This window comes from Streptomyces sp. NPDC126503, from assembly GCF_040302405.1.
GTDB classification, from domain to species: domain Bacteria; phylum Actinomycetota; class Actinomycetes; order Streptomycetales; family Streptomycetaceae; genus Streptomyces; species Streptomyces gulbargensis.
Window position 1 is genome coordinate 70871 of the sequence record NZ_JBEORS010000019.1, and the last position, 12948, is coordinate 83818.

The 12948-nt window shown below is 72.8% G+C and carries 11 protein-coding genes; 5 read left to right on the forward strand and 6 right to left on the reverse strand.

Annotated elements, in window-relative coordinates; genetic code table 11:
* Window positions 1-6 precede the first annotated feature (6 nt).
* Entirely contained in the window at window positions 7-810 is an 804-nt protein-coding gene (locus ABTY40_RS23155) for an LppU/SCO3897 family protein (protein WP_352061272.1), read from the forward strand.
* 222 nt (window positions 811-1032) lie between these two features.
* On the opposite strand, the gene ABTY40_RS23160 is transcribed toward ABTY40_RS23155, so the two are convergent.
* Entirely contained in the window at window positions 1033-1263 is a 231-nt protein-coding gene (locus tag ABTY40_RS23160; RefSeq protein WP_352061273.1) for a hypothetical protein, read from the reverse strand.
* Between the two features lie 210 nt (window positions 1264-1473).
* Window positions 1474-4746, reverse strand: coding sequence for an SARP-family global regulator AfsR (afsR, locus tag ABTY40_RS23165; protein ID WP_352061274.1), 3273 nt, complete (start codon window positions 4744-4746; stop codon window positions 1474-1476).
* Between the two features lie 528 nt (window positions 4747-5274).
* Here afsR and ABTY40_RS23170 point away from each other — a divergent pair.
* Together ABTY40_RS23170 and ABTY40_RS23175 are read left to right on the forward strand one after the other, a co-directional pair.
* Window positions 5275-6840 carry an APC family permease gene (locus tag ABTY40_RS23170; protein ID WP_345287392.1) on the forward strand — a complete coding sequence of 522 codons (1566 nt, stop codon included), beginning with the start codon at window positions 5275-5277 and terminating at the stop codon, window positions 6838-6840.
* 184 nt (window positions 6841-7024) lie between these two features.
* On the forward strand, window positions 7025-7513 hold the full coding sequence (locus ABTY40_RS23175; protein WP_352061275.1) for a GNAT family N-acetyltransferase: 489 nt from the start codon (window positions 7025-7027) through the stop codon (window positions 7511-7513).
* A gap of 24 nt (window positions 7514-7537) precedes the next feature.
* Here ABTY40_RS23175 and ABTY40_RS23180 read toward each other — a convergent pair whose 3' ends face one another.
* The gene (locus tag ABTY40_RS23180) at window positions 7538-8017 is read right to left on the reverse strand and encodes a carboxymuconolactone decarboxylase family protein (protein ID WP_345287396.1); all 480 of its coding nucleotides are present in this window, start codon (window positions 8015-8017) and stop codon (window positions 7538-7540) included.
* 112 nt (window positions 8018-8129) lie between these two features.
* Window positions 8130-8870, reverse strand: a complete 741-nt coding sequence (locus ABTY40_RS23185) for a GNAT family N-acetyltransferase (RefSeq protein WP_502990646.1) — start codon at window positions 8868-8870, stop codon at window positions 8130-8132.
* 189 nt (window positions 8871-9059) lie between these two features.
* Here ABTY40_RS23185 and ABTY40_RS23190 point away from each other — a divergent pair, with 189 nt between their 5' ends.
* Entirely contained in the window at window positions 9060-9698 is a 639-nt protein-coding gene (locus ABTY40_RS23190) for a hypothetical protein (RefSeq protein WP_352061277.1), read from the forward strand.
* A 92-nt stretch (window positions 9699-9790) separates the two neighbouring features.
* Window positions 9791-10621 carry an LLM class F420-dependent oxidoreductase gene (locus ABTY40_RS23195; protein ID WP_352061278.1) on the forward strand — a complete coding sequence of 277 codons (831 nt, stop codon included), beginning with the start codon at window positions 9791-9793 and terminating at the stop codon, window positions 10619-10621.
* 10 nt (window positions 10622-10631) lie between these two features.
* On the opposite strand, the gene ABTY40_RS23200 is transcribed toward ABTY40_RS23195, so the two are convergent.
* Entirely contained in the window at window positions 10632-11069 is a 438-nt protein-coding gene (locus tag ABTY40_RS23200) for a hypothetical protein (protein WP_352061279.1), read from the reverse strand.
* A gap of 61 nt (window positions 11070-11130) precedes the next feature.
* Window positions 11131-12912 (reverse strand): alpha/beta hydrolase, encoded by a 1782-nt coding sequence (locus tag ABTY40_RS23205; protein ID WP_352061280.1) that lies wholly within the window; start codon window positions 12910-12912, stop codon window positions 11131-11133.
* Between the last annotated feature and the right edge of the window lie 36 nt (window positions 12913-12948).

The following is a 12948-nucleotide window of genomic DNA, read 5'->3' on the forward strand; positions in this document are numbered from 1 at the left end:
GCAACCGTGCGCCGACGGGAAAACGTCCTAGGGACAGTTGAGTACGGCGCCCAGCACCTCCACCTCACCCTGGAGCAGCCCGTGTCCTCGCCCTCCGCGTCCCCGCTTCCCGAGATCCCCCTCACCCTCACCCCGCAACAGGCCGCCCAGGGCGTGATCATCACCGTCCGGCTGCCCACGGGACCCGAGCACCTCACCGTCCGCCCCTGCCGCGACGGCGAACTCGTCGCCGCCCGCCTCGGCGAGGGCACGGTGTACCTCCGCATCAAGGTCGCGGGCGCGCCCCGCAAGGGCGGCGGCCTCGGCTGTCTGGCCGTCGTCGCCGTCCTCGGCGCGCTCGTGGGCGGCGCGTTCCTCCTGAACGACGACGGCGACGGCACCCCGTCCGCCGCCCCGACCACCTACGAGACCCCGGGGACGACCCCGTACACGCCCCCGACCTACACCCCGACCTACACCCCGACGTACGCCCCCTCGTCCACGCCCTCCGTGCCGCCCTCGTACCGCCCGAGGCCCGTGACGACCCCGACGGCCGAACGCCCCGACCCGTACGAGAGAGGCACCTGCCTCAACGGCCGGCTCCCCGACTCCACCACCCCCCAGAGCGTCAGCGGCGTCGACGAGGTCCCGTGCACGGCGAGCGACGCCCACTACCGGGTGATCCAGACCTTCCCCTTCACCTCCGACATGAACAAGTGCGACGCCAACCCGCGCACGCAGTACGCCTTCTCGCACCGCTACACCATGAACGGGCGCGTCGTCAGCCAGTACGTCTACTGCCTGATCGGCCTCGGCTCGTACGCCCGCTGACCGGTGCCGCCGCGCGGGCACGCGGAAGGGGCCGGGCATCTGCCCGGCCCCTCCTGATGGCGGTCCGCTCGCGTCGCGCACGGGCCCTGCCCGGACGGCTCCCCCCTGGTGCCGTCCGAACGTCCCCCGAACCCGTGTGCTCCCCCGTCGACCGGACCCCCTCGTGGTGGCCCCGGCAGCTCCCCCGAAGTCGCCGCCGGGACCGTCCCCGTCGGGAGTGGTCTACTTGGCCGGCTCCGACGTCGCGTGCATGTTGTCGGTGGTGGCCGTACCCGCGCTGCCGTCGATCGGCTCGGTCGTGGCGTGCATGTTGCCGTTGATCCCGAGCTTCTCGGCAATGGAGTCGGTGACCGGAGCGCCGGTGGCGTGCATGTTCTTGTTGACGATCTCCTCGCCCGTGGCGTGCATGTTCGCCGGCTCGGCAAGGGGCGTGGTCGGGTCCAGCTCGGCCATGTTGATCATCTCCCGTGGTGACTTCGGATGGGGCGAGTGGGCCCTGCCGGCCGTTCCCCCGTGGACAACCGGGGGCCCACTCGAAGCCGTTCACCCTAGTGCGACGGTGTGACGGCCGTACCACCGACCCGTCCGCCCCCCGATGCGGCGGATCGATGAGTTGAGAATGCCGCACGCCCATAAACGAACGATGAACGCGCAGCTCAGTGGTCAGGCGGCGGCGGCCCGACCGAGAAGGGCCCGCACCTCGTTCTCCTCGGGGGCGCCCAGCTCGGTGAAGATGCCGAGCGCTTCCTGCCAGCAGACCTGCGCGCGTCCGTGCTGACCGATGCCGGACAGCGCACGCCCCAGCACGACGAGTACCTGTCCCCGACGCCACTCGCCGCCCACTCCTCGCAGGATGGCCAGCGCCATCTCCGAGTTCGACGCGGCCTGTGCGTACCGGCGGGCCGCGATGTCGACCTCGGCGATCCTGAAGAGCGACATGCCCTCCCAGAGCCGTTGCCGGCTGTCCCGGAACACGTTCAGGGCCTCGGTGAGCCGAGCCGCCGCCTCCACCAGCTGACCGCTCTGGGTCAGCGCGAGGCCCAGAGCGTAGCGCCCGTTGGCTCCCTTCAGCGCGTGACCCATGGCGTCGTACATGTCCGTGCCCCGCTGGGCAAGCTCCACCGCGAGATCCGTTTTCCCCATCGCCAGGTGGATCCGTGACAGGTTGCACAGGGCGCTGGCTTCACCGGCGGCGTCGTCGCACGCCCGGAACGCGGACGTGGCCCGGGTCAGGAAGCGTTCACCGTCGTCGTTGCGGCCCTGGTAAAGCGCCATGATGCCCAGCGCGTTGGCTGCCCAGCACACGGGCAGTTCGTCGCCTGTCGAGGCCGCCAGTCGCATGGCCCCGTGGGCTTCCCCGTCCGCCTCGTCGAAGCGCCCCGTGACGTGCTGCACATACGCCAGGGTCAGCGCCGCCCGCCCCTCCGCCCGTACGTCGCCCGCCGCGCCCGCCGCCTCGCGCAGGACCGCCGCCACCGCCTCGTACTCCCGGGAGTTCGCGCCCGACTCCGCCAGGTCCAGGGACGCCCAGAGGAGGTCCACCGCGCGGCGGAGGGTCGTGGGGGCGGCGGCGGACTGGCGGACGCAGGCGAGGAGGCAGTTGGCCTCGGCGTAGAGCCAGTCCTGGGCCTCGTGGCGGTCGGTGAAGCTGAGCCCCTCGTACTCGGTGGGCTCCAGGTGGTCGACCAGCCGGTCGCCGGGGCGTTCGATGGCGTACACGCGGGCCGCCGTCGAGAGGTAGAAGTCCAGGAGCCGCGAGAGCGCGGCCTCCTTCCGCGTCGGGGGCTGCTCGTCGCGGTCGGCGCAGGCACGCGCGTAGAGCCGGACCAGGTCGTGGTAGCGGTAGCGGCCCGGCGCGGCCGATTCGACCAGGGACGTGTCGACGAGCGCTTCCAGGAGGTCCTCGGCGTCGTGCGGCGGCAGGTCGAGGAGGGCCGCGGCCGCCGCGAGGGAGATGTCCGGGCCGTCGGCGAGGCCGAGGAGGCGGAAGGCGCGGGCCTGGGCCGGCTCCAGCTGGCCGTAGCCGAGTTCGAAGGTGGCCTTGACGGCCAGGTCGCCCGCCTGGAGCTCGTCCAGGCGCCGCCGCTCGTCGGCCAGCTTGGCGGCGAGCACCGACACGGTCCAGGTGCGGCGCGCGGCCAGCCGGGAGGCCGCGATACGGATGGCCAGCGGCAGGAACCCGCAGGCGGCGACCACGTCCAGGGCCGCCTCCCGCTCCGCCGAGACCCGCTCCTCCCCGACGATCCGGGTGAACAGCTGGAGCGCCTCCTCGGGGGACATCACGTCGAGGTCCACGAGGTGCGCGCCCGCCAGGTCGACCATCCGGATCCGGCTGGTGACGAGCGCGGCGCAGCCCGCCGTCCCGGGCAGCAGCGGCCGGATCTGGGCGGCGTCCCGCGCGTTGTCCAGGAGGACGAGGACCCGGCGGCCGTCGAGGGTGGACCGGTACAGCGCGGCCCGGTCCTCCAGGGAGTCGGGGATGGCCGAGTCCGGGGTGCCGAGGGCGCGCAGGAAGGAGCCGAGCACCGTCTCCGGGGCCGCCGCGCGGGCACCGGCGCCCTGGAGGTCCACGTACAGCTGCCCGTCCGGGAAGTGCGGCCGCGCCGCGTGCGCCACGTGCACGGCGAGGGTGGTCTTGCCGACGCCGCCGATGCCCGCGAGCGCCGACACGGCCATGACGTGCCCCTCGGCGGTGGCGAGCCGGTCCCCCAGGTCGCGGACGAAGGAGGCGCGGCCGGTGAAGTCCGGGACGGTCGCCGGGAGTTGGGCGGGCCGGGCGACGGCCGTCGCGGCCGGGGCGGGCTCCTCGACGGGGCGGGCGAGTTCGGCGTCGGCCCGCAGGATGCGCTGCTGGAGCCGGGAGAGTTCGGGGGCCGGGTCGACGCCGAGTTCGTCGGCGAGCAGCCGGCGCGTGTCCGCGTACACGGCGAGCGCCTCGGCCTGCCGGCCGCTCCGGTACAGCGCCAGCATCAGCAGTTCCCGCAGCCGCTCGCGCAGGGGGTGCGCGGCGGTGAGCGCGGTCAGCTCGGAGACGGCCTCGGCGTGCGCGCCGATCTCCAGGTCGATGTCCAGCCGGGTCTCCAGGAGCCCGAGCCGCCATTCCTCCAGGCGGGCCCGCTGGGCCTCGGCGTACGGGCCGGGTACGGAGGCGAGCACCTCGCCGTCCCACAGGTCCAGCGCCCGGGCGAGCCGCTCCCGTGCTGCGGCGCGGTTCCCGGCGGCCCGCAGCTTCTCCGCCTCCGCGGCCAGGTCCCGCGCGGTGGTGACGTCGAGCGCGGTGGTCCGCAGGGCGTAGCCGCCGGACTCGCTGACCAGGACCTCCGGGCCGAGGGCCTTGCGGAGGCGGGAGGCGTACGTCCGGACGGCGGCGAGGGCCTGCGACGGGGGCTCCTCGCCCCAGAGAGCGTCGATCAGCTCGGAGGCGGTGGCGGTCCGCCCGCCGCGCAGGAGCAGCGCGGCGAGGAGGGCCCGCTGCTGGGGGGAGCCGGTGGCCAGCGGCGTCCCGTCCCGCCAGGCCCGGACGGGACCGAGGACACCGAAGCGCAGCCCGGTGCCGGTGGCGGTGGCGCCTGCGGCAGGGGCGCTCACGGCGGTGCTCACGGCGCCGGCGGCCGTCGCGGAATCGGTGCCGGCCGGGGCCGTGCCCGGGCGGGTGTCGACACGAGCCGTCCCGGAATCGGCGCCGCCCGGCCCCGTACCCGCTTCGGAAGCCGTACCGGAATCGGCGCCACGCGGTCCCGTTCCCGCTTCGGAAGCCGTTGCGGAAGCGGTACCGGAATCCGCACCGCCCGGGATGCCGGCGGCCCGCGTCGCGCCCGGACCCGTGCCACCCCGTGGCGCACCGAGTTCCGTCCCGGCGTTCTCCCCGGCCGGGGCTGCCGCTCTCGCCTTCCGAGTCCGCTGCACCGGAACTCGCGGCCCGTCCTCACGGTCCATAGCTCCCCCTGCCCGTACCGCTGGTTTCGCCCACGACAGTCTGCCTTGTCCGGAGGGAGTCCGTCAGCATCGGGGCGGCCGTTGCGGAGCCGTTACGGAGCCGTCCGGCGCGCCGTCCACCGCCCCTCTCCGGTGGGGCTCCCGCTCGTCCCCGGGCCTGACGGAGGGGGCCGGTGCGGCGGCCGGCGGGCGACGCGCGGCGGATTCAGGAGGTGGTGGTCACGAGGAGCGGCCGGGCGTCCGCGCCGCGGGCGTACGGCGCGCCGCAGGCCGTTGTCCGTACGGGCCGGGGAGCCGACGAAAATTCCTCGGGAAATTTTAGAAACGGACATTTGGGGTGTCGCTGCGGTTCCCGCATAACGGACGGCGGCCGACCGACCTACCAGTTGGTCGGCCCCAGCCGGTTGTCGATCTTTCAATCATCGGTGGCGAGCCCGGTTCGCCCTCTTAATGCAAGGCATTTGATCGTCAACTTCGGCGGATTGCGGTCCTCCGGATGTGGAAACCGCAGCACTTAACGTCCTGTTCATGACTCAGGTGGAAGCACGGCCCCAGGCCGGAGACACGGTAAGGGGCGTCGACGCCCCGGGCGACACCCACGGCGTTCGCACCAAGGGCCTCGGAGGAAACTCCGTCGGCCTCCTCGGCAGTGCCGTCATCGGCATCTCGACGGTCGCCCCCGTCTACTGCCTGACCTCGACGCTCGGCTCCACCGCCGGCGAGGTCGGCCTGCAGATGCCGGCCGTGTTCCTCGCGGGCTTCCTCCCGATGCTCCTCGTCGCCTTCGCGTACCGGGAGCTCAACCGGGTCATGCCCGACTGCGGCACCTCCTTCACCTGGACCGTGAAGGCCTTCGGCCCCCGGATCGGCTGGATGTGCGGCTGGGGTCTCGTCATCGCGACGATCATCGTCCTCTCCAACCTGGCGGGCGTCGCGACCTCCTACTTCTGGCTCCTCGCCGGTGAGATCAGCGGCAGCGAGTCCGTCGCCGCCCTGGACGACAACAAGGCCGTCCACATCGTCACCTGCCTCGCGCTCATCGCCGCCGCGACCGCCATCAGCTACCGCGGCATGACCGCCACGAAGGGCGTGCAGTACACCCTCGTCGGCCTCCAGCTCGTCGTCCTCGCCGTCTTCGTCGCGCTGGCCCTCACGAAGGCCGGCTCCTTCGAGACCTCGGTCGACTTCTCCTGGTCCTGGATGAACCCCTTCGCGGTGCAGTCCTTCGCCGCCTTCACGGCCGGACTCTCCCTCTCGATCTTCATGTACTGGGGCTGGGACGCCTGCATGGCGACCAACGAGGAGACCACCGGCAGCGCCAAGACCCCGGGCCGGGCCGCGCTCATCGCCATGGTCGTCCTGGTCGGCTCGTACCTGGCCACCGGCATCGCCGCCCAGATGGCCGTCGGCTCCGGCGACCAGGGCCTCGGCCTCGCCAACCCGGAGACCTCCGACAACGTCTTCGCCGCCCTCGCCGGACCCGTCATGGGCTCCGTCCTCGGCGTGCTCCTCTTCGTCGCCGTCCTCGCCTCCGCCGCCGCCAGCCTCCAGACGACCTTCATCCCGGTCGCCCGCACGGTCCTCGCGATGGCCACGTACGAGGCCCTGCCCGGCTCCTTCACCAAGGTCCACCCGGTCTTCAAGACCCCCGGCAAGGCCACCGTCGTCGCCGGTGTCGCCACCGGCGCCTTCTACACGGTGATGACCCTGGTCAGCGAGAACGTCCTGGTCGACACCATCTACGCGCTCGGCCTGATGATCTGCTTCTACTACGCGCTGACCGCCTTCGCCTGCGTCTGGTACTTCCGCGGCGAGCTGTTCCGCTCCGGCCGGGACTTCGCCTACAAGGGCCTGATGCCGCTGCTCGGCGGGCTCATGCTCACCGCCGTCTTCGGCAAGACCCTGTACGACATGTGGGACCCGGCCTACGGCTCCGGCTCCGCCGTCCTCGGCGTCGGCTCGGTCTTCGTGATCGGCGTCGGACTGCTGCTCGTCGGCGTGGTGATCATGCTGATCATGCAGCGCCGCAGCCCGGCCTTCTTCCGGGGCGAGGTGCTGACCAAGGAGACCCCGTCGCTGGTGGTCGCCGACTGACGGAACCGGGCCCGCGGGACTCCTGAGTCACCTGAAACACCGTCCCGCGCCCCCGGTCCCACCGGCTCGTCCGAGCCGTTCCGGAAACGCGAAGGTGGCGGGCCCGTGGGGGGTCCCGCCACCTTCGTCGTACGTGCCGCCGCGGACCGCCGGGCCGTGCGGGGCGCATCCCTAGGATGCGCCCATGGGAACGATGAACGTGGACATGGCGAGGGACGGGGCGGCGGCCCCGGAATGGACGCTGCGGCCCGGACGCGCGGAGGACGTCGGGGCGATCGCCGAGCTGCGGGCCCTGGTCATGCGCGAGGACCTAGAACGGCTGGGCCTCTACGACGAGCACCGGGTGCGGCAGCGGGTGCTCGACGGCTTCTCGGAGACGTACACCTCGGTCATCGAGACCGGCGGCGCGTTCGCGGGCTCGGTGACGTACCGCCCGAGCGGGACGGGCGACGGCCTGTACCTGGAGCACTTCTACCTCGCCCCCGAAGCGCAGGGGAGAGGGCTCGGGACGGCGGTACTGCGCCGCCTGCTGGAGCGGGCGGACTCGGCGGGAGCCTCCGTCCGCCTGCAGGTGCTCCGGGGCAGCGCGGCCCGCCGTCTCTACGAGCGGGAGGGATTCACGGTCGAGTCCGAGGACGCGATCGACGTGTTCATGGTGCGGGAGCCCCGCTGAGCACTCCGGCCCCCGGGGCCTCCGTCACGGCTGCGGGAACGTTCCGGCGGGCTGCCGGACGCTGACGTTGATCCGGTTGAAGAAGTTGGTGATCGCCACCATCAGCACGATCGAGGCCAGCTGCTTCTCGTCGAAGTGGTCCGCGGCCGCGTCCCACACGGGGTCCGGCACCGCGTCCGCGTTGTCGGCGAGCCGGGTCGCCGACTCGGCGAGTTCGAGCGCCGCCCGCTCCTCGTCGGTGAAGTACGGGGTCTCGCGCCAGGCGGCGACGGCGAACAGCTTCTCCTCGCTCATCCCGGCCTTCCGCGCGCTCTTGGCCCCGAAGTCGACACAGAAACCGCAGTTGTTGATCTGGCTGGCCCGCAGGTGCACCAGCTCCAGGATCGACTCGGGGGCACCGCCCTGGCGGCTGGCCTTCAGCAGCTCCTGGATCGCCTGGGCGGCGCCCGGGAGGAGGTAGGCGGGGTTGGACATGCGGGCGGTGGGGACGTGGGTCGTCGCCATGGTGATCGCTCCTCAGCGGTCTCGTGCGCGGTGGGCGCCGCTCCGGTGCGGCGCCTTCACCTCACTGACGGAGCCCGTGAGCGTGATGTGACACGAGCCGGGAAATTTCTTTTCACGCCTCCGCGATCAGCGCCGTCGCGACCGTGCGGAAACCGAGCCGGCCGTACAGCCGGGCCACGTCCCCGTCCGACGCCGTCAGGAACACCAGCTCCACGCCACGGGCCCGGGCGTCCGCGACCAGCGCGGCCGTGACCGCGAGCCCGAGGCCCCGTCGGCGCGCCTCCGGCAGGGTGCCGACCCCGACGACCTCCGAGACCGTTCCGACGGTCTGGTGCTGGCCGGCCGCCAGGGCCGTCCCCGACGCGTCGAAGGCCGCCGCGAGGCGGGTGTATCCGTCCCGGATCCGCCCCGCGACCCGCTCCGCCGCGCCCGGCTCGGGGGTGGCCCCGAAGGCCCCGTAGGGGGCGGCGACGGCACTCTCCAGGCCCGGGTCGTCCGCCTCCACCACCCGTACGGTCACCCCTTCCGGGTCCGGTACGGCGCTCCCCTCGCCGGCCAGCACCATCAGCGGGTGCTCGTGCACGGTGAGACCGCTCGCCTCCACCGCCGCCCGCAGCCCCGGCGCCGTCTCCGCCACCCACTCGAACGCCTCCGGCACGTCCAGCTCGCGCTGCCGGGCCCGTACCTTCTCCACGGCCGCGATCGGCACCTCACCGGTGTGCCCGAGCGCCGGGCGTGCGTAGTACGGCCAGCCCCGGCCCGCCTGGACGAAGAGGGTCAGGGGGCCGAAGTCCTCGGCGCGGGCGGAGGAGCGGGGGACGGCGTCGTAGAACGCCTCGATTCGTTTCAGCACGCGCGCCACCGTAGGGGCGGTCCCGGCCGGGCGCAGCGGGTTTTCGCCGCCGGGGGCGGAAACCGGCCGGTGGACGCCCTCCACGGAACCGGGGCCCGCGCGGATCCGTCCCCCTGGGCACGGACGGTCAGGACAAGGGCCCCCCGGGCACGGATGGTGCGGGGCACGACGGGGACACAGGGGGACGGCATGAGCGGTACGGCGCACACGTGCCCGGGCTGCGGGCGCGACGACCGGGTACAGGCCGTTCCCGCCGTGCACCTGGCGGGCCGGGACGCGGTGACCCGCCGGGAGCGGGGCCGGGACGGCGCCCCACGGACCGTGACCCGGACGGTGACCACGGGGCTCTCCGACGCGCTCGCGCCGGTGCCGAGGCCGCCGTCGTACGCGATCGGCGGCCTCGGGTTCCTGGCGGGGGCCGTCGCCGCCGCCGCGTACCTCCTCGGGGGCGCCCTCGAACCGGCGGGGGAACCCGCAGGCCCGGAGGGGTGGAACCTGCCGCCGGAAGACGTCCCCACGGCCGCCGAGGTGTCCACGATCACCGGCTGGACCTCGATCGTGGCGCTCTGCGTCGCCCTCCTCGTCCTCGTCGAGATGTGGCGCCGCCGCGCCTCCCACGCCCGCCTGACGCGCGGCCGCGACCGTGCCGAGGAGCTGTGGTCCCGGGGCTGGTACTGCCACCGCTGCGGCACGGTCCACCTCGTCGGCCCCCCCGGCGAGGACCGTACCCCGCTGAGCCTCCAGCACTTCCGGGAGAAGGTCTGGACCCAGGGCGGCTACGGGGCCGCGGCCGCCCGGCAGCGGGCCGTGGACCCGGGACGGCGGTAGGGACCGCCCGGCCCCACTCCGCCGCGCCGGGGCCCCGAGGCTCTCGTGCCGTACCTCTCGGAAAACCGGCCCGTACCCCCTACCGTGCCGCTATGCGGATCTCGACCACGATCTTCCTGACCGACGAGACCATCACTCCCGTACGCCTCGCGCGCGAGCTGGAGTCGCGCGGTTTCGCCGGCCTCTATCTGCCCGAGCACACCCACATCCCCGTGTCCCGGGAGACGCCCTACCCGGCCGGTGGGCCGCTCCCGCGCGAGTACGGCCGGACGCTCGACCCGTTCGTGGCGCTCGGCCAGGCCGCCGCCGTCACCGACCGGCTCGGCCTCGGCACCGGCATCACGCTGGTCGCCCAGCACGACCCGATCGTCCTGGCCAAGCAGATCGCCACCCTCGACCACCTGTCCGGCGGCCGGTTCACCTTCGGCGTCGGCTACGGCTGGAACCGGGAGGAGGCAGCCGACCACGGCGTCGACTGGCCCTCCCGCCGGGCCGTCACCGACGACCGGCTCGCCCTGATGCGGGCCCTGTGGGCGCCCGAACCTACCGCGTACGAGGGCCGGTTCGGCGTCTCCGTCCGCGCCTCCGAGGCCTGGCCCAAACCGTCGGGCGGCGCGCCGCGCACCCTCCTGGGCGGGGCCGCCGGACCGAAGCTGTTCGAACGGATCGCCGCGGCGGCGGACGGCTGGCTGCCGATCGGCGGCCGCGGCCTCACCGAGACCCTGCCGGCCCTCCGCACCGCCTGGGAACGCGCGGGCCGCGACCCGAAGGCCCTCCACGTCGTCCCGTACGCCGTCCACCCGAACCCCGGCAAGCTCGCCCACTACGCGGAGCTGGGCTGCGAGGAGGTCGTGCTCCAACTGCCACCGGAGGACGAACGCGGCGTGCTGCGCGCCCTGGACGAGTACGCGCGCTACCTGTAGGGCCGGGAGGTCAGGACGGCCGGAAGCAGCGGGAGACGACGGTGACGCCGATCAACGCCTTCGTCTTCGACGTCGGGTCCTTGCGGTTGTCCATGAGCTGGAGCTGCACCGCGTAGTCGCCGTCGGGTGCGTCGGCCCGCAGTGTCGGCGTCTTCGCGGGGCTCTCGTCCGGACCGTCCTGCGTGACCTTCCAGCCCTTCGCGGGGAGCTTGGTGCGCATGCCTTCGTAGGCCTGCTCCAGCTCCTCGTAGGGAAGGTCGTAGATGCTCCACGAGTGGTCCATCCGGTCCACCTCGCCCTCGGGCTCGTAGCCGTCGCAGGGCCGAGGCAGGGGCCCTCCCTCCGTCACCTTCCCCTTCAGGCCGATCATGTCCAGGACCTGGCTGGACGTGCGCTGCGTCCCCTCCCGCATCTGCGCCTCGTCGCGTGTCTCGGCGTTCTTCCCCATACTCGAACATCCCGTCAGGAGGGCACATGCCAGCAGGGCGGGCAGGGCCAGTTTGAGTCGCTTAGTCACGGGTCACCTTGTCGTACTTGCCGGCGATGACCGCCGACTGGTTATCGATGCTGGACTGGTCGGTCCAGAAGTCACCGTGGTCCTTCGCCCCGCTCTTCATGATGGTGCCGCCGAAGTCCTCGTCCGTGGGGATGTTGCCGCCCTCACCGTGCCCGACGAGCCGTCCGCCCTGACGCACGAGGATGTCGTCGAAGCCGCCACCCATGGCCCATACATGCTCTTTGCCCACCCCGAGGTCGCTCGCGTGCTCCACCTGCATGCCGGGGCTGCCCACCGCGATGATGTCGTCCGCGATCGGGCCGCCTTCCAGCTTGGTGGCCATGCCCGCCACGGTGGAACCGTAGCTGTGGCCCATGAGCGTGGTGTGGGACTTCTCCGGCCCGCCCTGGGCGGTCTCCAGGCCGCTCATGAACTGGCGCAGGGTCGGGGCGCCGGCATCGCCGTACTGGTTGACCGTGGCCTCGGGGATGTTGTTCGGCGCGTTGTAGTCGAACCACGTGATGGTGGAGAGCGAGGCGCCCGAGTCGAACTTTTTGGCGCCGTTGTACAGGACGTCGGTGCGCTTGAGGTTGTCCTCGATCTCCTCCAGCTTCGTCGTCGTCCCCGGCACGTACACCGCCGTGTGGTCCGCCGTGTCAGGGTTGCCGACCGCCAGGACCACCCGGCCGTCGTCCTTCTCGCCGTCGAACCTCAGCAGGTAGCTTTCCGGCAGGCCCGGCCGTGGCTTCAGACGTTCCTCGACCGCCTTCATTCCGTCCAGCTTGGCGTTGAGCGCGTCCCGGCGGCCCTCGTGCTTGTGGTGCCAGTCCAGCCACTCCTGGCTGTAGACCATGCCGCCACGCGGCCCGTGGGAGACCAGCTTCGGCTTCGGCTCCGGCGGGATGGCGCCCAGTTCCGCCTCGTACCTCGCCTTGGTCTCCGCGAAGACCACGCGGTTGGCGTCGTCGCGCACGGCGGACGGAAGGCCGTCGAGGGCGCCGATGGAGGCCGGGGAGAGGGTGGCGTACTCCTCACGCTCTTCCGGAGTGAGGGAGTTCCACCACGCGGCGTTCTCCTTCGGGGACGCGCCGTCCGGGATCGCGGCATCGGCGTACTTCTCGGCCGCCTTCCGCAGCGCCTTGGTGTCGGCGGCCGCGTCCGCGAGCGTCTCGGCGTTCACCGTCAGGCCCGGCTCCGCCTTCAGCTTGCGCAGGGCCGAGGCGTAGCGGCTGTCGATCTCGCCCGCCTCGCGCACGGCGTCGGCGATCGCGTCGGCGACGGCCTGGGCCTTCGCCTGGTTCGGGTTGGCGGGCCCCAGGGGGAGCGGCCCGGGGGGATTGAGGAGGCCGCCTCCCTGCTGGAGGCCCGGGAGGTAGAGCGGCGTGGAGGAGGCGCTGCCGCCGGGGAGCGGCTTCTCGTCGAGGAGGCTCTCGCCGCCCGCCGGGTAGGTCACCGAGCCGTCCGCGTTCACCGTGAACTTCAGGCTCTCGGCGTCCTCCAGGGCCCGCTTCAGTTTCTTCTGCGGGGCGGCGAGCTCGTGCGCGAGGCCGTTCAGGGCCGTGCGGATCAGACCGCACTCGGTGTTCAGGTACTGGTAGTTGCGGGAGAGCTGCTCGCAGTCGCGGGTCGCCGCGTCCGCCGTCCGCCCCTTCTGGGTGCCGCGGATCCGGCCCAGCATCCCTTGGTCGACGCTGCGCTTGCCGGCGTCGGCACGGCTCGACACCTTGCCCCACCCGTCGGCCGCGTCGGTGTACTCGGACAGCTTGGCATCGCGCAGTTGCTGCCAGGTCGGCATGGTGGATGGGCCCCCGTCGCTCGTCGTACGGCGGCC

Excerpts from the sequence above, each read along its gene's own strand:
- ABTY40_RS23160 (WP_352061273.1), bottom strand. The coding sequence starts at position 1,263 with ATGGCCGAGCTGGACCCGACCACGCCCCTTGCCGAGCCGGCGAACATG.
- afsR (WP_352061274.1), bottom strand. The coding sequence starts at position 4,746 with ATGGACCGTGAGGACGGGCCGCGAGTTCCGGTGCAGCGGACTCGGAAG.
- ABTY40_RS23170 (WP_345287392.1), top strand. The coding sequence starts at position 5,275 with ATGACTCAGGTGGAAGCACGGCCCCAGGCCGGAGACACGGTAAGGGGC.
- ABTY40_RS23175 (WP_352061275.1), top strand. The coding sequence starts at position 7,025 with ATGGGAACGATGAACGTGGACATGGCGAGGGACGGGGCGGCGGCCCCG.
- ABTY40_RS23180 (WP_345287396.1), bottom strand. The coding sequence starts at position 8,017 with ATGGCGACGACCCACGTCCCCACCGCCCGCATGTCCAACCCCGCCTAC.
- ABTY40_RS23190 (WP_352061277.1), top strand. The coding sequence starts at position 9,060 with ATGAGCGGTACGGCGCACACGTGCCCGGGCTGCGGGCGCGACGACCGG.
- ABTY40_RS23195 (WP_352061278.1), top strand. The coding sequence starts at position 9,791 with ATGCGGATCTCGACCACGATCTTCCTGACCGACGAGACCATCACTCCC.
- ABTY40_RS23200 (WP_352061279.1), bottom strand. The coding sequence starts at position 11,069 with ATGGGGAAGAACGCCGAGACACGCGACGAGGCGCAGATGCGGGAGGGG.
- ABTY40_RS23205 (WP_352061280.1), bottom strand. The coding sequence starts at position 12,912 with ATGCCGACCTGGCAGCAACTGCGCGATGCCAAGCTGTCCGAGTACACC.